At 72.4% G+C, this 18,303-nt stretch carries 16 protein-coding genes and 1 pseudogene; 9 read left to right on the top strand and 8 right to left on the bottom strand.

What is annotated here, in order from left to right; all coding sequences use genetic code 11:
* Positions 1 to 14: 14 nt before the first annotated feature.
* The 5 genes and pseudogenes from MTR79_RS24385 to MTR79_RS24365 form a co-directional block, all read left to right on the top strand.
* Positions 15 to 218: pseudogene (locus tag MTR79_RS24385) on the top strand (rhamnogalacturonan acetylesterase); the annotation flags it as partial.
* 30 nt (positions 219 to 248) lie between these two features.
* Positions 249 to 1,580, top strand: coding sequence for a polysaccharide lyase family 1 protein (locus tag MTR79_RS24380; RefSeq protein ID WP_244791966.1), 1,332 nt, complete (start codon positions 249 to 251; stop codon positions 1,578 to 1,580).
* Between the two features lie 89 nt (positions 1,581 to 1,669).
* Positions 1,670 to 2,779, top strand: coding sequence for a pectinesterase family protein (locus MTR79_RS24375; RefSeq protein ID WP_244791965.1), 1,110 nt, complete (start codon positions 1,670 to 1,672; stop codon positions 2,777 to 2,779).
* Complete coding sequence (locus MTR79_RS24370; RefSeq protein ID WP_244791964.1) at positions 2,776 to 3,846, top strand: dienelactone hydrolase family protein; 1,071 nt, start codon at positions 2,776 to 2,778, stop codon at positions 3,844 to 3,846. The genes MTR79_RS24375 and MTR79_RS24370 overlap by 4 nt, the downstream gene beginning before the upstream one ends.
* A 145-nt stretch (positions 3,847 to 3,991) precedes the next feature.
* Positions 3,992 to 5,440 (top strand): NCS2 family permease, encoded by a 1,449-nt coding sequence (locus MTR79_RS24365; RefSeq protein ID WP_086701406.1) that lies wholly within the window; start codon positions 3,992 to 3,994, stop codon positions 5,438 to 5,440.
* Positions 5,441 to 5,509: 69 nt separating this feature from the next.
* Here MTR79_RS24365 and MTR79_RS24360 read toward each other — a convergent pair whose 3' ends face one another.
* The 3 genes from MTR79_RS24360 to MTR79_RS24350 all read right to left on the bottom strand — a co-directional run bounded on the left by MTR79_RS24360 (position 5,510) and on the right by MTR79_RS24350 (position 8,362).
* On the bottom strand, positions 5,510 to 6,967 hold the full coding sequence (locus tag MTR79_RS24360; protein WP_086701404.1) for a penicillin-binding transpeptidase domain-containing protein: 1,458 nt from the start codon (positions 6,965 to 6,967) through the stop codon (positions 5,510 to 5,512).
* A 144-nt stretch (positions 6,968 to 7,111) separates the two neighbouring features.
* Complete coding sequence (locus MTR79_RS24355) at positions 7,112 to 7,585, bottom strand: GNAT family N-acetyltransferase (RefSeq protein ID WP_048458466.1); 474 nt, start codon at positions 7,583 to 7,585, stop codon at positions 7,112 to 7,114.
* Between the two features lie 3 nt (positions 7,586 to 7,588).
* Complete coding sequence (locus tag MTR79_RS24350) at positions 7,589 to 8,362, bottom strand: IclR family transcriptional regulator (RefSeq protein ID WP_004989734.1); 774 nt, start codon at positions 8,360 to 8,362, stop codon at positions 7,589 to 7,591.
* A 142-nt stretch (positions 8,363 to 8,504) separates the two neighbouring features.
* On the opposite strand from MTR79_RS24350, the gene MTR79_RS24345 reads away from it, so the two are divergent.
* Positions 8,505 to 10,034, top strand: a complete 1,530-nt coding sequence (locus tag MTR79_RS24345) for an aldehyde dehydrogenase (NADP(+)) (RefSeq protein WP_189366360.1) — start codon at positions 8,505 to 8,507, stop codon at positions 10,032 to 10,034.
* Between the two features lie 7 nt (positions 10,035 to 10,041).
* On the opposite strand, the gene MTR79_RS24340 is transcribed toward MTR79_RS24345, so the two are convergent.
* Both MTR79_RS24340 and MTR79_RS24335 read right to left on the bottom strand, forming a co-directional pair.
* Positions 10,042 to 10,704, bottom strand: a complete 663-nt coding sequence (locus MTR79_RS24340; protein ID WP_048458469.1) for a response regulator transcription factor — start codon at positions 10,702 to 10,704, stop codon at positions 10,042 to 10,044.
* 90 nt (positions 10,705 to 10,794) lie between these two features.
* Complete coding sequence (locus MTR79_RS24335; protein ID WP_086701401.1) at positions 10,795 to 12,528, bottom strand: histidine kinase; 1,734 nt, start codon at positions 12,526 to 12,528, stop codon at positions 10,795 to 10,797.
* Between the two features lie 384 nt (positions 12,529 to 12,912).
* Here MTR79_RS24335 and MTR79_RS24330 point away from each other — a divergent pair, with 384 nt between their 5' ends.
* The 3 genes from MTR79_RS24330 (at position 12,913) to MTR79_RS24320 (ending at position 15,550) form a co-directional block, all read left to right on the top strand.
* Positions 12,913 to 13,521, top strand: coding sequence for a DUF1349 domain-containing protein (locus MTR79_RS24330; RefSeq protein ID WP_048458472.1), 609 nt, complete (start codon positions 12,913 to 12,915; stop codon positions 13,519 to 13,521).
* 122 nt (positions 13,522 to 13,643) lie between these two features.
* Positions 13,644 to 14,384, top strand: coding sequence for a DsbA family oxidoreductase (locus MTR79_RS24325; RefSeq protein ID WP_086701400.1), 741 nt, complete (start codon positions 13,644 to 13,646; stop codon positions 14,382 to 14,384).
* Between the two features lie 113 nt (positions 14,385 to 14,497).
* The gene (locus MTR79_RS24320; protein ID WP_086701398.1) at positions 14,498 to 15,550 is read left to right on the top strand and encodes an aminotransferase class V-fold PLP-dependent enzyme; all 1,053 of its coding nucleotides are present in this window, start codon (positions 14,498 to 14,500) and stop codon (positions 15,548 to 15,550) included.
* Between the two features lie 96 nt (positions 15,551 to 15,646).
* Here MTR79_RS24320 and thpD read toward each other — a convergent pair whose 3' ends face one another.
* The 3 genes from thpD to ectB are packed head-to-tail and all read right to left on the bottom strand — an operon-like array spanning position 15,647 to position 18,252.
* On the bottom strand, positions 15,647 to 16,543 hold the full coding sequence (thpD, locus tag MTR79_RS24315) for an ectoine hydroxylase (protein ID WP_048458475.1): 897 nt from the start codon (positions 16,541 to 16,543) through the stop codon (positions 15,647 to 15,649).
* Between the two features lie 6 nt (positions 16,544 to 16,549).
* Entirely contained in the window at positions 16,550 to 16,948 is a 399-nt protein-coding gene (locus tag MTR79_RS24310; RefSeq protein ID WP_004932953.1) for an ectoine synthase, read from the bottom strand.
* Between the two features lie 32 nt (positions 16,949 to 16,980).
* Entirely contained in the window at positions 16,981 to 18,252 is a 1,272-nt protein-coding gene (gene ectB, locus MTR79_RS24305) for a diaminobutyrate--2-oxoglutarate transaminase (RefSeq protein ID WP_048458477.1), read from the bottom strand.
* Between the last annotated feature and the right edge of the window lie 51 nt (positions 18,253 to 18,303).

Below are 18,303 nucleotides of genomic sequence, written 5' to 3'. Positions count from 1 at the left end.
CCGTGTCCCTGAGGGGGCCCGAGGTGACGCAGGGGTACTTCAACTGGACCGACACCAAGCAGGACACCACGCATTTCTCACCGACGGGCGCGATCGCCGTGGCACGGCTGGCCGCCCGGGAGCTGCCGCGCACCCCGGTGCTCGCGCCGCACGACGTGCGGCGGCCGGCCGAGGAGATCCCGTCGTCGTGGATCACCTGGCCGGAGGCCGCCGCGTAACCCCCGGACCACGAACAGGAGAGCCGCACCATGAACGTTCACGTATGGCATGGGCATGCCATAAGAGTCGGCGTGCCGGCCGGCTGCACGGCCCTCGTGCTGGCCCTGACCGGTACCGCCGCCCAGGCCCACACCCCCGCGCACGCGCACCGCGACCCCGCCCGCCAGACCCTCCCCGCGGGCGACGGCTGGGCGTCCTACGGCTCGGGCACCACCGGAGGCGCCGCCGCCGAGGCCGCGCACGTCCGTACCGTGACCGACTGGGCCCAGCTCACCGCCGCCCTCGCGGAGGGCGGGGACGCCCCGAGGATCATCAAGGTGAAGGGCACCATCGACGCCGTCGCCGACGGCTGCGACGCGCTCGCCGTCCCCGGCTACGACTTCGACGCCTACCTGGAGACGTACGCCCCCGAGACCTGGGGCCTGGAGCGTGACCTCACCGACGAGCCCGACGACAGCCCCGAGGGGCTGCGCCGCGCCTCCGCCGCCCACCAGGACGCGGTCATCAAGGTGAACGTCCCCTCCGACACCACGATCATCGGTGTGGGACGCGACGCCGCGATCAAGGGCGCCAGCCTCCAGATCAAGGACGTCGACAACGTCATCGTCCGCAACCTCACCCTGGAGAGCCCCGTCGACTGCTTCCCGCAGTGGGACCCCACCGACGGCGACCGGGGCAACTGGAACAGCGAGTACGACACCGTCGTCGTGCACGGGGCCACCCATGTGTGGCTGGACCACAACACGTTCACCGACGGCGCGCATCCCGACAGCGCCGCCCCCACCCACTTCGGCATGCTCTACCAGCAGCACGACGGCGAGCTGGACATCGTCAAGGGCGCCAACCACGTCACCGCCTCCTGGAACGTCTTCACCGAGCACGACAAGACGATCCTCATCGGCAACAGCGACAGCGAGTCCACCGCCGTGGGCGACCGGGGCAAACTGAAGGCGACCTTCCACCACAACCTGTTCGAGGACCTCACCGAGCGCACCCCCCGCGTCCGGTTCGGGCAGGTCGACGTCTACAACAACCACTTCGTGGCCGGCTCCGGGTACGGCTACAGCTTCGGCGTCGGCAAGGAGTCCCAGCTCGTCGCCGAGCACAACGCGTTCACCCTGCCCCAGGGGATCAGCCCGGCGAAGGTCCTCAAGCGCTGGAACGACTCGCCCCTCACCGCCCGGCACAACCTGGTCAACGGCCGGCCGGTCGACCTGATCGCCGTGCACAACGCGGAGATCCCCGAGGAGACCCTGCGCTCCGGCGCCGGCTGGACGCCCGCCCTGCGCAAGGCCGTGCACCCCGCCTGGGCCGTGCCCGCCCTGGTCGGCCTCGGCGCGGGCGCGGGCCGCCTCCGCTGACCCGCACGCCGTCCGAAGCCGCCGGTGCGGTCCGCCCCCACTGCGGACCGCACCGGCTCACCCCCCAAGTCCCCCCAAGGAGCACCCGCATGCCCTCGCACCTGTCCCGGAGGAACGTCCTGCTGGCCGGCGCCGCGGCCGGCTCCGGCCTGGCCCTGTCCGCCGCACCCGCCCACGCCCACCGCCGTCCGCACCGCCCCTTCGGCCGCCACGGCTCGCCCTCCGCGCGGCTCACCGCCACCACCCTGTACGTCCACCCGCGCGGCGCGGGCGACTTCACCGGCCTCCAGGCCGCCGTCGACGCCGCCACCGGCACCGGACGCACCCTCGTCATCGCCCCCGGCGTCTACCGCGAGACCGTCTCCGTCCCCGCCGACCGCACCGGCATGACCTGGATCGGCGCTTCCGGCGACCCCCGTGACGTGGTCGTCGTGTACGACAACGCGGCCGGCACCCCCAAGCCCGGCGGCGGCAGCTACGGCACCTCGGGCTCGGCCACCACCACCCTGCGCCCCGACGGCTTCACCGCCCGCCGCATCACCTTCGCCAACGACTGGCTGCGCGCCGACCACCCCGGCGTCAGCGGCCCCCAGGCCGTCGCCGTCAAGGTCGTGGGCGACCGCAGCGCCTTCTTCGACTGCCGGTTCCTCGGTCACCAGGACACCCTCTACGCCGACTCGGCGTCCCTGGACACCGTGGCCCGCCAGTACTTCGCGCGCTGCTACGCCGAGGGCGACGTCGACTTCGTCTTCGGCCGGGCCACGGCGGTGTTCGAGGACTGCCACTTCCGCACCCTGGTCCGCCCCGACCTGACGTCCGCCCCGTCCGGCTTCGTCTTCGCGCCCTCCACCGCCGTCGCCAACCCGCACGGCTTCCTGGTGACCGGCAGCCGCGTCAGCAGCGAGGCGCCGGACGGTTACTACAAGCTGGCCCGCCCTTGGGTGCCCAGCTCCGACCCGACCGCCCGGCCCATGCTCACCGTCCGCGACACCCGCCTCGGCGCCGGCATCGACGCGGTCGCGCCTTATACGAACATGGCGAGCGGGTACCCCTGGCAGGACCAGCGGTTCGCCGAGTACCGCAACACCGGCCCCGGCGCGGTGATCGCCGTTCCCGCCAACCGTCCCCAGCTCACGTCGGCCCAGGCCGCCACGCACACCCGCCAGGCCTGGCTCGGCGACTGGCGGCCCCGGGCATGACCTCCCTGCCCGGGCCGCCCGGCCTGCTCGACGCGCTCAAGGACGACCTGACGTTCCCGCTCGCCTGGGGGACCTCACCCGTCCGCGACCCCGCACGCTGGCACCGGACGGCGCGGGCCGTGGTGGAGGACGCGCTCCTCGTCCCCGCCGAACCCGCCCTGCCCTACGACCCCGAGCACATCCCCGGACCCGACGGGGACGCCTACGCACGGGAGTTGGTGACCGTCACGCTCACCCGCCGCACCCGGGCCCGCGGCGTCCTGCTCACCCCGCACGGCACCGGCCCCTTCCCGGCCGTCCTGCTGCTCCACGACCACGGCTCCCGCTTCGACATCGGCAAGGAGAAGTGCGTCCGCCCCTGGTACGACGACACCCGGCTCGTCTCCGCCGGGGAGTGGGCCGCACGCCACTTCGACGGCCGCTTCCCCGGCGACGAACTCGCCCGCCGTGGGTACGCCGTGCTGTGTTTCGACGCGCTCGGCTGGGGCGAACGCGGCCCGCTCGTGTACGAGGAGCAGCAGGCGCTCGCGAGCACCCTCTACCAGCTGGGCTCCTCCCTCGCCGGACTGCACGCCCGCGAGGACCAGCGCGCCGCCGCCTTCCTCGCCGGCCTCGACCGGGTCGACGCCCGCCGGGTCGCCGCCGCCGGCTGGTCCATGGGCGGCTACCGCGCCTGGCAGGCCGCGGCGCTGTGCGACCACGTCACCGCCGCCGCGAGCGTCTGCTGGATGTCCGGGCTCAAGCAGCTGCTTGTGCCGGGCAACAACACACTGCGCGGCCAGTCCGCGTTCCACATGCTGCACCCCGGACTCGCCCGCCACCTCGACCTTCCCGACGTGGCGGGCATCGCCGCGCCCAAGCCGATGCTGTTCCTCCACGGCGGACGCGACCCCCACTTCCCCGCCGACGGCGTACGGGCCGCGTACGACAGGCTGCGCACGGTGTGGCGGTCCTGGGACGCCGAGGAACGGCTGCGGCTGCGGGTCAGGCCCGACCACGGTCACACCTTCGACTCCCCGATGCAGGACGAGACGTACGCGTGGCTGGACTCCGTGCTGCGCCCGTGACGCCCCGTGCGAGGGGCCCGGACGGTGTCCGGCCCGCCGGTATGCCAATCCGTCACACGAAGCACACCGGAACGACGTACGGCACGGGCACAATCCAGCCAGCGTTCAGCAGATCATCATCTCCCGCTCATCGAGGAGCAGTTGCATGTCCGAGGCACAGAAGACGGCCGAACGGCAGGACGCCGGGCCGTCCACGGTGACGGGTGTCGACCGGTTCTTCCGGATCACCGAACGAGGCTCGACGTTCGGCCGGGAGATACGCGGCGGCTTCGCCACCTTCTTCACGATGGCCTACATCCTCGTGCTCAACCCGCTCATCCTGGGCAGCGCGAAGGACAAGTTCGGTGAGCAGCTCGACCCCGTGCAGCTCACCACCGCCACCGCCCTGGTGGCCGCAGTGATGACGATCGTCATGGGCGTCGGCGGCAACCTGCCGCTCGCCCTGGCCGCCGGACTGGGCCTCAACGCGGTCGTGGCCTTCCAGCTCGCCCCGCTGATGAGCTGGGACGACGCGATGGGCCTGATCGTGCTGGAGGGCCTGCTCATCTGCGTCCTGGTGGTGACAGGGCTGCGCGAGGCCGTCATGCACGCCATCCCGCAGCAGCTCAAGCAGGCCATCAGCGTCGGCATCGGCCTGTTCATCGCCCTGATCGGCTTCGTCGACGCCGGCTTCGTCACCCGCATCCCGGACGCCGCGAACACCACCGTGCCGGTCCAGCTCGGCAGCACCGGCACCCTCGCCGGCTGGCCGATGCTGGTGTTCTGCGTCGGCGTGCTCCTCACCGTCGGCCTGCTCGCCCGCAAGGTGCGCGGCGCGATCCTCGTCAGCATCGTCACCATGACCGTCGTCGCGCTGGTCATCAACGCGGTCGCCGACGTCGAGACGTGGGGCCTCACCACGCCCGAGTGGCCCGACAGGATCGTGGACGCCCCCGACTTCGGACTGCTCGGCCAGTTCAGCCTGTTCGGCGCGTTCGGCCAGGTCGGCGTGGTCACCGTCGTGCTGCTGGTGTTCACCCTGGTCCTGTCCGACTTCTTCGACACCATGGGCACCGTCGTCGGCGTCAGCGCCGAGGCCGGTCTGCTGGACGAGGACGGCAAGGTGCCCGGCCTCGGCAAGGTGCTGCTGATCGACGGAGCCGCGGCCGTCGCGGGCGGCGCCGCCTCCGCCTCCTCGGCGACCTCCTACATCGAGTCGGCGGCCGGCGTCGGAGAGGGCGCCCGCACCGGCTTCGCCAACCTGGTCACCGGCTCGCTGTTCGGGCTCGCGCTGTTCCTCACCCCGCTGCTCACCATCGTCCCGCTCCAGGCCGCCGCCCCCGCCCTGGTCGCCGTCGGCTTCCTGATGATGACCCAGGTCAAGCACATCGAGTGGGACCGCTACGAGATCGCCGTCCCGGCGTTCCTCACCATCGCCGTGATGCCGTTCACCTACTCCATCACCAACGGCATCGGCGCCGGCTTCCTCGCCTACGTCCTCGTCAAGACGGTGCTGGGCCGCGCCAAGGAGGTCCACTGGCTGCTGTGGGGCGCCTCCGCGCTGTTCCTGGTGTACTTCGCGATCGATCCGATCGAGCAGCTGCTCGGCGTCTGACCGTCGGGCGTGGAAGCGGGCCGCCCCCTTCGAGCACCGGGGCGGCCCGCACGTGTGTGTCCCGCCAGGTCAGTCCTGGAGCGCGGCCCTCATCGTCTCCCGCGCGATCGGGGCGGCCAGCCCGTTGCCGCTGACCTCCGAGCGGGCCGCGTCCGACTGCTCCACCAGCACCGCCACGGCGACCTTCTTGCCGTTCGCGTCGGACTCGGCGTACGAGGTGAACCAGGCGTACGGCGTCTTGCTGTTGTTCTCGCCGTGCTGTGCCGTGCCGGTCTTGCCGCCCACCGTGGCGCCGGACAGCTGCGCGTTGGTGCCCGTGCCCTCGTTCACCACCGTCTGCATCGCCGACCGCAGCTGCTCGGCGGTCGAGGAGCTGACGATCCGCCGCGTCGAGGCGTCCTCGTCGTGGTCCTCCAGCACGTCGCCGCCGCTGTCGGTCACCCGGGACACCATGTGCGGCGACACCAGCTCGCCGTCGTTCGCGAGCGCCGCCGACACCATCGCGATCTGCAGCGGCGTCGCCGTCACGTCGAACTGCCCGATACCGCTCAGCGCGGTCTGGGGCCGGTCCATGTCCGAGGGGTACACGCTGGTGTAGGCGCGTACCGGGACGTCCTGCTTCTCGTCGTTGAAGCCGAACTTCTCCGCCATGTCCCGCACCTTGTCCTGCCCGAGGTCGACGGCCATCTTGCCGAAGACGTTGTTGCAGGAGTACTGCAGCGCCACCCGGATCGACGCGTTCTCGCAGGGCGCGGACGGGTTCTCGTTGGTGAGGTCCTTCGACGAGTCCGGCAGCGGGTACGGGTCGGGGCTGTCGGTCCGCTCGTCCACCGAGGAGTACAGCCCGTCCTCCAGCGCGGCGGCCGCCACCACCAGCTTGAACGTCGAGCCGGGTGGCAGCGGCTGGCGCAGCGCCCGGTTGGTCAGCGGCTTGTCCGGGTCCTCGTTCAGCCGCGTCCACGCCTCGCCGGCGGTGTTGGCGTCGGTCAGCGAGGCCGGGTCGTACGACGGGGTCGACACGGCGGCGAGGATCCGGCCGGTCTCCGGGTCGATGGCGACCGCGGCGCCCTTCTTGTCGCCGAGCGCCTCGTACGCCGCCTTCTGCACGGCCGGGTCGACGGTCGTCACCACGTCCCCCGGGGCGGACCGCCCGTTGGTGACCATGTCCGTCACCGTCCTCAGACGGGGGTCCGTGCCGTTGAGGACGTCCGCGTAGATGCCCTCGAGCTGGGTCGGCGCGTAGGCCTGCGAGGCGTAGCCGGTCACCGCCGCGTACAGCGGGCCGTTCGTGTAGGTGCGCTTGTACGCGAGGTCGCTCCCCTTCGTCCGCGCCGAGCCGGTGATGTGCTCACCGCCCACGACGATGTTCCCCAGCGGCTCCGCGTACGTCTCGATCGCGTTGCGCCGGTTGTCGTTGTCGTCCGCCAGTGCCCGGCCCTCGTAGAACTGCACCCAGGTCGCCCGCACCAGCAGGGCGAACACCAGGAGCAGCGTGAAGACGGAGGCACGCCTGATCGTCCTGTTCATCGCGTGGGGACAGACGAGCGGGAGAGGGCAGGACGTTCCCGTCCGGCCGGATTCTCATCGGTTGTTCATACGGTCGCCCGGTGGGCGTGAGACGGCTCACCCTGCCGCACGTGCGGGCCGGTGGGGGCGTGGCGCGGGGCCGGCTCAGCCCTCCAGGGCCAGCACCAGCTCGTCCGTCTCCTCACCGCGGCCCGGCGCGTACGCCGTGGCCCTGCCGGTGACCTCGAAGCCGCACGTGCGCAGCACCCGCAGCGAGCCCGCGTTGTCGGCGGCCACGCGCGCGTACAGCGGCCGGTCGGTGACCTCCGCCAGCAGGAGGCGCAGCGCGGCCGTGGCGATGCCCTTGCCCCAGTAGGCGCGGTCGATCCAGTACGTCACCTCGCGCTCGCCCGCCTCGCCGAAGACGGAGGCGGAGCCCACCACGTCGCCGTCCACGAGCACCGTGCGCGCCACGATCTCCGGGGAGCTGCGGATGTGCGCCCACTTCGCCTCGAAGCGGTCGCGGTCGGCCGGGTCCTCAGGGGTGAAGGCGGCCATCCGCACCGATTCCGGGTCGTTCGTCTGCCGGAAGAAGACGGGCAGGTCGCTGTCGTGCACCGGGCGCAGGGCGATGTCCACGGGTCAGAGCCTCCGGGTGGCCAGGGTCAGCCGGTCGCGGGCGTCGAACAGGGCGTCCTTCACCATCTGTTCGTGGGCGGGGGTGAGCCGGGCCACCGGGACCGAGCAGCTGATGGCGTCCCGGGCGGGCGTGCGGTAGGGGATCGCCACGCCGAAGCAGCGCAGCCCCAGGGTGTTCTCCTCGCGGTCCACCGCGAAGCCCTGCTCCCGCACCTGGTGCAGCTCCTCGATGAGCTTCTCCCGGTCGGTGATGGTGTTCTCGGTGAGCGCGGGCAGCGTCTCGGGCAGCATCTTGCGGACCTGCTCGTCCGTGTACGTGCTCAGCAGCGCCTTGCCCAGCGAGGTCGAGTGCGCGGGCAGCCGGCGCCCGACGCGGGTGAAGGGGCGCAGGTAGTGCTGGGACTGGCGGGTGGCCAGGTAGACGACGTTGGTGCCGTCGAGACGCGCCAGGTGGATCGTCTCGGTGGTGTCGTCGGAGAGCCGGTCCAGCGTGGGCCGGGCCGCCGCGACGACCTCGTCGCCGTCGATGTACGAGGTGCCGACCAGCAGCGCCCGCACGCCGATGCCGTAGCGGGTGCCCGTCGCGTCCGTCTCCACCCAGCCGAGGTCGACGAGCGTGCGCAGCAGCATGTACAGGCTGGACTTGGGGTAGCCGACGGCCTCCTGGACCGCCGCCAGGGAGTGCATCCCGGGGCGTCCGGCGAAGTATTCGAGCAGTTCAACGGTCCGTACCGCGGACTTGACCTGCGCCCCGCCGCCCGTCTCGCCAGCCGACATCGCCCTTGACCCCTTCGTTCGCCGGGAAATAGTCTCCTAAGCGCATTCACCCACAGAGACAGTGTTCAGTATATCGAACACCTGCTGGGGGTGACGTACATACTGCGGCATTGCATGCGGCATTCAAGTGGAGGGACCCGCGGTGGCAGCAGCACCAGTCTGGAGTGTCGACCCCCGAACCGGGAAGCAGCGTGAACAGGTTGCGGTGGAGGCCACAGCCCAGGAGGTGGACGCCGCCGTCCGGGCCGCCGACGAGGCGCGCGAGGCGCTGACCGACCGCACCGTCCGCGCCGCCTTCCTGCGCTCCGCCGCCGACGAACTGGAAGCCGCCCGCGACCGGCTCGTCGAGGCCGCCGACGCCGAGACCGCGCTCGGCCCGGTCCGCCTCACCGGCGAACTCGCCCGCACCTGCTACCAGCTGCGCGCCTTCGCCGGCATCGTCGAGGAGGGCGCCTTCCTCGACGTCGTCGTCGACCATCCCGACGACACCGCCACCCCGCCGGTCCCGGACCTGCGCCGCTACAAGATCCCGCTGGGCGTCGTCGCCGTCTACTCGGCGTCCAACTTCCCGTTCGCCTTCTCCGTGGCCGGCGGCGACACCGCGAGCGCGCTCGCGGCCGGCTGCCCCGTCGTCGTCAAGGCGCACCCCGACCACCCCGCCCTGTCGGAGCTGGTCGCCAAGGTGATCCGCAGGGCCGCGGCCCGGCAGGGTGTGCCCGACGGCGTCCTCGGCCTGGTGCACGGCTTCGACGCCGGCATCGAGCTGATCCGGCACCCGATGGTCGCGGCCGCCGGCTTCACCGGCTCGGTCCGCGGCGGCCGCGCCCTCTTCGACGAGGCCGCCGCCCGTCCCGTGCCCATCCCGTTCCACGGCGAACTGGGCTCGCTCAACCCGGTCCTGGTCACCGAGGCCGCCGCCGCCGAGCGCGGCGAGGCGATCGGCGCGGGGCTGGCCGGATCGATGACGCTGGGCGTGGGCCAGTTCTGCGTGAAGCCGGGCCTCGTCCTGGCACCGGCCTCCGCGGCAGGCGACGCCCTGCTGAAGTCCCTCACGGACGCGGTCAGCGACACCGACCCCGGTGTCCTCCTCGACCACCGCATGCGCGACAACTTCCTCGCCGGGGTCACCGAGCGCGCCCAGCTCCCCGACGTGGCGACCCCGGTGACCGCGGGCGCGGGCGGCGAGCACACCGTCAGCGCCGGCTTCCTCACCGTCCCGGCGGAGCGGCTGACCCGCGAGGGCGCCTACGACCTGCTGCTGGAGGAGTGCTTCGGGCCCGTCACCGTGGTGGCCCGCTACACGGACGAGGCGGAGGTGCGGGCGGTGCTGTCCCGGCTCCCGGGCAACCTCACCGCGACCGTGCACCTGTCCTCCGAGGAGGCGGCCGGAGAGGGCCGCGGCGCAGAACTGCTGCGGGAGCTCACGCCGCTCGCGGGACGCGTCCTGGTGAACGGCTGGCCGACCGGCGTCGCCGTCGCCCCCGCCCAGCACCACGGAGGCCCCTACCCGGCGACCACCTCCACGTCCACCTCCGTGGGCGGCACGGCGATCGAACGCTGGCTGCGGCCCGTCGTCTACCAGGGCGCCCCCGAGGCGCTGCTGCCGCCGGAGCTGAAGGACGACAACCCGCTCGGGCTGCCCCGCCGCTTCAACGGCCGCCTGGAGCGCTGACCGCAGCTCATCCGCCGGCCGGCTCCAGGCCCGCGTCGCGGGCCAGGAGCGCGGCCTGCACCCGGTTGTCGCAGTCCAGTTTGGCCAGGATCCGGCTGACGTACGTCTTCACCGTGGCCTCACTCATGTGCAGCCGGGCCCCGGCGTCCGCGTTGGACAGCCCCTCCCCGAGGAGCGCCAGCACCTGGAGCTCCCGTTCGGTGAGCCCGGACAGCCGGCGGCGCGCCTCCTCGCCGCGTGCGGTCGCGGCGGGCGAGGCCAGGGTGTCCACCACGTGCCGGGTGGCGGCCGGGGAGAGGTAGGCGTTGCCGGCCGCCGCCGCGCGGACCGCGTGGATCAGCTCCTGCGGCGCGGAGTCCTTCAGCAGGAACCCGGCGCCGCCGTGACCCAGCGCCCGCAGCACGTTCTCCCGCTCCCCGAACGTCGTCAGGATCAGCACCCGCACCCGGGGCGCGACCCGGCCGATCTCGGCCAGCGCCGTCAGCCCGTCCAGCTCCGGCATCTGGATGTCCAGCAGCGCCACGTCGACGGCGGTGGAGCGGGCGGTCTCCACGGCCTCCCGGCCGTCCCGCGCCTCGGCCACGACGTCGATGTCGTCGGCCGAGGTGAGGATCATCCTGATGCCGGCCCGGATGAGCGGCTCGTCGTCGGCGACCAGGACCCGGATCACGCGGCCTCCTGCGCGGTGCGGTGGGACGGGCGGATGGCGGAGCCATGCCATCATGCCCGATCCCGCCGCCGGCCCGGAGTCGGCGGCCCGTCAGACCACGTGCGGATAGGACTCCTTGGCCACCAGCTTCCCGTCGCGGAAGCAGAACCGGTACACGACGTCCTTCTCGTCGTCCACGAAGTGCTCGCACACCGCGTCCTCGGGCAGCGGCGGGCCCTGCTCCTCGACGCCGTCGGTGAGCAGCGAGTCGCCCTCGGGGAAGTGCTCGCGCAGGTCCGCCTCGGCGTCGCCGACGCGCGCGTCCTCGTACACGTACGCCGGTATGATCCCCTTCTGCACCTCGTCGATCATCTTGTTCACCCCCCACGCCAGCAGGGCGACGGTGCCGGCGACGAGGACGACGGAGACGAGGGCGCAGCCCAGGGCGACGTTCTTCTTGCTGCTCATGATGGCGGCGTACTCCTTCGGGTCGGAGCGTTCGATGTCCGCTCCACCGTCGCCCGCGGCGCCCGCCCCGCTCTGCCCCCGAACGTCGTGTCCCGCGACGACGGACGTCGCGTCCTCGCGGCCGACCGGCGAGGCGCCGTCGCCGTACGGCAGCACACCGGCGAGCCGGAAGCCGCCGTCGGGGGAGGGGCCGCTGTGCACCATGCCGCCGACCAGCCGGGCCCGTTCACCGAGCCCCGCCAGCCCCTGGCCGCCGCTGATGGCGGGCGGCGCCGGGGGAGTCCCGTCCGGCACCGGCGCGTTGGCCACCTCCACCACCAGGCTGTCCGGCTCGTAGCGCAGCTCCACGGTGATCGGGGCGCCCGGCGCGTGCTTGTGCGCGTTGGTGAGGCCCTCCTGGACGATGCGGTACACCGCGTGGTCCGCGGCCGGGGCGAGCGGCCGCGCATCGCCCCGGCGGCGCAGCTCCACCGGCGCGCCCGCGCCCCGCGACGACGCGACCAGCGCGTCCACCCCGGCGGCGCCCCGGGCGGGCGTCGCCCCCGCCGCCTCCGGTTCGGGGCCGGGAGCGGGCGTGGTCGGCCCCTCGGTGTCCACCCGGAGGATGCCGACGGCCTCGCGCAGCTCCCGCATCGCCGACCTGGCGGCCTCCCGCAGGATGCCCACTCCCTCCCGCTGCCGGCCGCCGAGCTCCGGGTCCACCTCGAGCGCCCCCGCGTGCACCGCGATCAGGGCGAGCTGGTGGCCGAGGCTGTCGTGCATGTCCTGGGCGATCCGCTGCCGCTCCAGCAGCCGCGCCTGCCGTGCCACCATCGCCTGTTCGCGCACCAGTTGGGCGTTGTGCCGGCGCAGTGCCTCCAGCAGGTCACGGCGTTGCGCGCGGTACCGGGAGGCGAGCCCCGGAACGACCGCCAGCACCAGGTAGGGGCCCGTGCCCAGGGCCGCCGCCATCAGCAGCGACAGCTCCAGCGCGTCCTCGGCCCCGTCCCCGAGCAGACCGCCCGCGACGTACAGCACCAGCCCGGCGGCGTACGCGCCGACCGCGCGCCAGGGGCGCTTGATGCGACTGCCCGCCGACCAGCTCGCGTACATGAGCAGCGGGCCGGCGCCGAGAACCGAGCCGGCCAGGGCGGCCGAGACGACGAGCACGGTGGCGGGCAGCGACCGCCGGACCAGCGAGAGCAGACCGACGAGCAGGGCCACCGCCCAGCCCTTCGCGGTGGATCCGCTCTCCATGGCGTACATCGGGCCCGCGATGCCCGCCAGCACCAGGAGCAGCACGGTCTCCCCGGCGATCCGGCCCCGCGACCAGGGGGAGGCGGTGGCCGGCCGGGACAGCGAGCGGCGGGCGGGGCGAGAGGTCTGCGCTGTGTCCACCCGCCCGACCCTAGGGGCCCGCACCGGGGCGCCGGCATCCTCCCTCCGTAGCGGTCCCGAGCGACGAAAGTGAACGGCGTCCGTCAACGTCCGTATCATCACCGGCCGTTGTCTACCGCGACTTCCGAGGACTGCGCCCGCACGGCCCGCCCCGCGACGACGGCGGAGCCGGCGAGGACCTCCGCCGGCGGCACACCCCACCGACACCGGGAGCACAGCAGTGGACGCGACGGGCCCCTGGGCCGGCCGGCGCTTCACCGTCACACGGAAGGCCACCCCGAGGACCGACCGGTACCTCGTCACCGGGGCCGCCCTGGACACCTTCCGGGACCGCTGACCGGGATCCGCCACGCGCGGCGGGCCCGCTCCTGGGACAATCCCCCCATGGACCTGGACATACCCGAACTCCCCTTCCCGCTGCGGACCTACGGCCCCGACGGCTCCTGGTCCTACGAGGACGGAGTCCTCACCGGATGGGCGGGGCCCCGGCAGGACCGCTTCGTGCCGCCCACCGGCGAGTCCCTGGAGTCCGCCGCCGACGCGCCGCGGCTGCTCGGCGCGCCCGAGGGCGACTTCCAGCTGATCGCCCGGGTCACGGTCGGCTTCGCCGGCTCCTTCGACGCCGGGGTGCTCTACGTCCACGTCGGCGAGCGGGCGTGGGCCAAGCTGTGCCTGGAGTACTCCCCGGACGTGCCCACCGTCTGCACGGTCGTCACCCGGGGCCACTCCGACGACGCCAACTCCTTCACCGTGGACGGCAAGACGGTCTGGCTGCGGGTGAGCCGCACCGGGCGCGCCCTCGCCTTCCACGCCTCGCGCGACGGCAAGCAGTGGATCTTCGTCCGGCTGTTCACCCTCGGCGACGAGAAGGAGACGGGAGCGGCCCTGGTCGGGTTCGCGACCCAGTCGCCGATGGGGGAGGGGTGCGTGGTGACCTTCGACCACATCGAGTACCGGCTGCACTGGCCGCCGGACCTGCGCGACGGAAGCTGAGCGAGGTCAGGGGCCCGTCGGGGAATGCCGGCGGATGCTTGAACGTTCATCCGGTCGCGGAGGACGTCTCCGCACGCGGAGGACGTCTCCGCAGCCGTGCCGACCCTGGAGAGAGCCCGCCCATGCGCGTCGAGATCTGGAGCGACATCGCCTGCCCCTGGTGCTATGTCGGAAAAGCCCGCTTCGAGAAGGCGCTGGCCTCCTTCCCGCACCGCGACGGGGTCGAGGTGGTCCACCGCTCCTTCGAGCTCGACCCGGGCCGCGCCAAGGACGACGTCGAGCCCGTGCTCACGATGCTCACCAAGAAGTACGGCATGAGCCAGGAGCAGGCCGAGGCGGGCGAGGACAACCTGGGCGCCCAGGCCGCCGCCGAGGGGCTGCCCTACCGCACCCGGGGCCGCGACCACGGCGGCACCTTCGACATGCACCGCCTGCTGCACTTCGCCCGCGAGCACGGCGGCCAGGAGCGGCTGCTCGACCTGCTCTACCGGGCCAACTTCGCCGAGGAGCGCTCCCTGTTCGGCGACGACGAGCGGCTCGTCGAACTCGCCGGCGCCGCCGGCCTCGACCCCGAGGCCGCCCGCGCGGTGCTCGCCGACCCGGAGGCGTACGCCGCCGAGGTCCGCGCCGACGAGCAGGACGCCGCCCGGCTCGGCGCGCGCGGGGTGCCGTTCTTCGTGCTCGACCGGAAGTACGGCGTCTCCGGCGCCCAGCCCGTCGACGTCTTCACCCGGGCGCTCGCCCAGGCCTGGGGCGAGAGGTCCCCGCTGACCCTCGTCGACGGGGGCACGGACGCCGAGGCCTGCGGCCCGGACGGCTGCGCGGTGCCCGAGCGGGAGAACAAGCGGGGGCAGAACGCGTAAGGGTGGAATGCGCAGGCCGGCGGGTACGTACAGCGGACGTATAAGCATTCCTTAGCGGTACCCCGCAGACATATGTGATGGACGGGGGCCCGGAGGGGTCGCAGAGTGGTCCCATGGAGACCTTCGAGAGCCTCGTCCGTGCCGAGTTCACCCCGAAGAACACCTACCTGAACACCGCGAGCAACGCCCTGCTGCCCGCCCGGGCCGTGGCCGCGCTCGACGCGGCCGTCCGGCTGCGCGCGGAAGGGCGCCCGCTCGATCCGCTGTTCGCCGACGTCGAGGCGTGCCGTGCCGCGTACGCCCGGCTGGCGGACGTGCCCGCCGAGCGGGTGGCGGCCGGGGCGACCGTCGCCCTGTTCTCCTCGCTGGTCGCCGCGTCCCTGCCGCCGGGCGCCGACGTCCTCACCGCCGACGACGACTTCACCTCCGTGCTGAACCCCTTCCACGCGCGCGGCGACCTGAAGGTGCGGTCCGCGCCGCTGGAGGGCCTGGCCGACGCCGTGCGGCCGGGCACCGCGCTGGTCGCGGTCAGCGCCGCGCAGTCCGCCGACGGCCGGATCGCCGACCTGCCCGCGCTGCGCGAGGCGGCCCGCTCCCAGGGGGCGCGCACCTACGTCGACTTCTCCCAGGCGGCGGGCTGGCTGCCGGTGGAGGCCGACGCGTACGACTACACCGTCGCCATCACCTTCAAGTGGCTGCTGGGCGTGCACGGCGCGGCCTTCCTCACCGTCCCCGAGGACTTCGGCGACCTGGTCCCGGTGCAGGCCGGCTGGACGGCGGGGGAGGACCCGTGGGGCAGCTGCTACGGCCCCGTCGCCGAACTCGCCCACAGCGCACGGCGGTTCGACTCCACCCCCGCGCTGTTCAGCTACGCGGGCCTGCGGGCGTCCCTCACGCTCCTCGAGGAGCTCGGCGTGGACGCCGTCCGCGCCCACGACCTCGCCCTCGCCGACCGCTTCCGCGCCGGACTCGCCTCGCTGGGCCATGAGCCCCTGCCCGCGCCCGGCTCGCCCATCGTGTCCGTGCCGGGGCTGGGGCGGCTTCAGCCGGAGCTGTCGCGGGCGGGCATCGAGGTGTCGAACCGGGCCGGCAACCTGCGGGCGTCGTTCCACCTCTACAACACGGCCGCCGACGTGGACCGGCTGCTCGACGCGCTGTCCGGCTGAGCGCACGGCAGCGGGCCGGTGCCTCCTTGTCCCACACGAGGAGGCCCGGCCCGCAGTCGGTGAGGCGGTGCGCACACGTCACCGCCGTACGTGTCCCTACTTCACGGGGGTGAAGTCCCGCGCGCCGATGAACTCGGGGCGGCGGATCGGAGCCGCGAACGGCTCGACCGCCGTGTTCTCGACGCTGTTGAACACGATGAACACGTTGCTGCGCGGGTACGGCGTGATGTTGTCGCCGGAGCCGTGCATGCAGTTGCAGTCGAACCAGGTCGCCGAGCCGGCCTTGCCGGTGAACAGCTTGATGCCGTACTCCGACGCCATCTTGGTCAGCGCCTCGTCGGACGGCGTCCCCGCGTCCTGCATCTGCAGGGACTTCTTGTAGTTGTCCTTCGGGGTGGCGCCCGCGCAGCCGAGGAACGTCTTGTGCGACCCCGGCATGATCATCAGACCGCCGTTGGTGTCGTAGTTCTCGGTGAGCGCGATCGAGACCGATATGGTGCGCATGTTCGGCAGGCCGTCCTCGGCGTGCCAGGTCTCGAAGTCCGAGTGCCAGTAGAAGCCGCTCGCGCCGAAGCCGGGCTTGACGTTGATCCGCGACTGGTGGACGTACACGTCCGAGCCGAGGATCTGCCGGGCGCGCCCGACGACCCGCTCGTCGCGCACCAGGTTCGCGAAGACCTCGCTGATCTTGTGCACCTCGAAGACCGAGCGGATCTCCTGGGACTTCGGCTCGACGATCGAGCGCTCGTCCGCGCGGATCGCCGGGTCGTCCACCAGCCGGTCCAGCTCGCGCTTGTAGACCTCGACCTCGTCCGGGCCGATCAGCTGGTCGACGGCCAGGAAGCCGTCGCGGTCCAGCGCCTGGAGGTCACCCGCGGAGACGGGGCCAGGGGTGTCCGGGGAACCCCAGACGACCGGGTCCTGGCGCGGGGTGACCACCTCGGTGGCGCCGCGGGTCGGGTAGAGATCGGTGACGCGCGTGGTCGTGGTCACGGTGGATCACACCTCCTCGGTGAGCAGCGGATAGACGCCGTTCTCGTCGTGGTCCTCCCGTCCGGTCACGGGCGGGTTGAAGACACAGATGCAGTGGAAGTCCTCCTTGACCTTGAGCGTGTGCCGCTCGTGGCCGTCGAGGAGGTACATGGTGCCGGGCGTGATGTGGTAGGTCTTCCCGGTCTCGCGGTCGGTCAGCTCGGCGTCGCCCTTGGTGCAGACGACGGCCTCGATGTGGTTCGCGTACCACATGTCCGTTTCCGTACCCGCGTACAGGATCGTCTCGTGCACGGAGAAGCCGACCTTCTCCTTGGCGAGGACGATGCGCTTGCTCTCCCACGTGCCGGACGCCGATTTCACGTGCCGGTCGGTGCCTTCGATCTCCTTGAACGAACGGACGATCACGGTGTTGCGATGCCTCCTCGGCTGGATGTGTTTCAGGCGGTTTCGCGGACGGCGCGGGCCAGGACCCTGAGGCCCTCGTCCAGCTCGTCCGGGGTGATGGTCAGGGCGGGGAGCAGCTTGACGACCTCGCTCTCCGGGCCGGACGTCTCGATCAGCAGACCGAGCTCGAAGGCGCGCTTGGCGACCCGGCCGGCGCGCTCCTTGTCGTGGAACTCCAGGCCCCACACGAGGCCGCGGCCGCGGTACTCCTTGACGTCGGCGAGGTTCTCCTCGGTGATGGCGATCATCGCCTGATCCACCTGCTCGCCACGCCCCCGGGTCTGCTTCTCCATCGCGGAGCCGTCCGCCCAGTACGCCTCAAGGGCGGCGGTGGCCGTCACGAACGCGGGGTTGTTGCCGCGGAACGTGCCGTTGTGCTCGCCCGGCTCCCAGACGTCCAGCTCCGGCTTGAACAGGGTCAGCGCCATGGGCAGGCCGTAGCCGCTGATCGACTTGGAGACGGTGACGATGTCCGGCGTGATGCCCGCCTCCTCGAAGGAGAAGAACGCGCCGGTGCGGCCGCAGCCCATCTGGATGTCGTCGACGATGAGCAGCATGTCCTGGCGCTCGCACAGCTCGGACAGGGCGCGCAGCCACTCGGGCCGGGCCACGTTGATGCCGCCCTCGCCCTGCACGGTCTCGACGATCACGGCGGCCGGCTTGTTGAGGCCCGAGCCCTGGTCCTCCAGGATGCGCTCGAACCACAGGAAGTCCGGGACCTGGCCGTCGAAGTAGTTGTCGAACGGCATGGGCGTGCCGTGCACCAGCGGGACACCGGCACCGGCCCGCTTGAAGGCGTTGCCGGTCACGGCGAGCGAGCCCAGTGACATGCCGTGGAAGGCGTTGGTGAACGACACGACGGACTCGCGGCCCTTCACCTTGCGCGCCAGCTTCAGCGCGGACTCCACGGCGTTGGTGCCCGTCGGGCCCGGGAACATGACCTTGTACGGCAGGTCACGCGGGCGCAGGATGTAGTTCTGGAAGGATTCCAGGAACGCGCGCTTGGCCGTCGTCGACATGTCGAGGCCGTGCGTGACGCCGTCCCGCTCCAGGTAGTCGATCAGGGCGCGTTTCAGGACGGGGTTGTTGTGGCCGTAGTTGAGTGAACCGGCTCCGGCGAAGAAGTCGAGGTACTCGTGGCCGTCCTCGTCGTACATGCGGCTGCCGTGCGCACGGTCGAAGACGGTGGGCCAGCCGCGGCAGTAGCTGCGCACCTCGGACTCGAGGGTCTCGAAGACGCTGAGGTCGGGCTGGGTGATGGTCACGACGAATCGCTCCTCGGTGGCGTGGGAAGTCGGAGGGAGTCGGAAGATCGG

Source organism: Streptomyces sp. BJ20 (genome assembly GCF_022869105.1).
GTDB classification, from domain to species: domain Bacteria; phylum Actinomycetota; class Actinomycetes; order Streptomycetales; family Streptomycetaceae; genus Streptomyces; species Streptomyces griseoincarnatus.
Note: the sequence above shows the minus strand (reverse complement) of the source record. Positions and strands in the feature narration are given on the sequence as shown.

What these genes read in the sequence shown, in the direction of transcription:
- MTR79_RS24330 (WP_048458472.1), top strand. Translation starts at nt 12,913, where the DNA reads ATGGACCTGGACATACCCGAACTCCCCTTCCCGCTGCGGACCTACGGC.
- MTR79_RS24365 (WP_086701406.1), top strand. Translation starts at nt 3,992, where the DNA reads ATGTCCGAGGCACAGAAGACGGCCGAACGGCAGGACGCCGGGCCGTCC.
- MTR79_RS24375 (WP_244791965.1), top strand. Translation starts at nt 1,670, where the DNA reads ATGCCCTCGCACCTGTCCCGGAGGAACGTCCTGCTGGCCGGCGCCGCG.
- MTR79_RS24320 (WP_086701398.1), top strand. Translation starts at nt 14,498, where the DNA reads ATGGAGACCTTCGAGAGCCTCGTCCGTGCCGAGTTCACCCCGAAGAAC.
- MTR79_RS24325 (WP_086701400.1), top strand. Translation starts at nt 13,644, where the DNA reads ATGCGCGTCGAGATCTGGAGCGACATCGCCTGCCCCTGGTGCTATGTC.
- MTR79_RS24360 (WP_086701404.1), bottom strand. Translation starts at nt 6,967, where the DNA reads ATGAACAGGACGATCAGGCGTGCCTCCGTCTTCACGCTGCTCCTGGTG.
- MTR79_RS24380 (WP_244791966.1), top strand. Translation starts at nt 249, where the DNA reads ATGAACGTTCACGTATGGCATGGGCATGCCATAAGAGTCGGCGTGCCG.
- MTR79_RS24370 (WP_244791964.1), top strand. Translation starts at nt 2,776, where the DNA reads ATGACCTCCCTGCCCGGGCCGCCCGGCCTGCTCGACGCGCTCAAGGAC.
- MTR79_RS24350 (WP_004989734.1), bottom strand. Translation starts at nt 8,362, where the DNA reads ATGTCGGCTGGCGAGACGGGCGGCGGGGCGCAGGTCAAGTCCGCGGTA.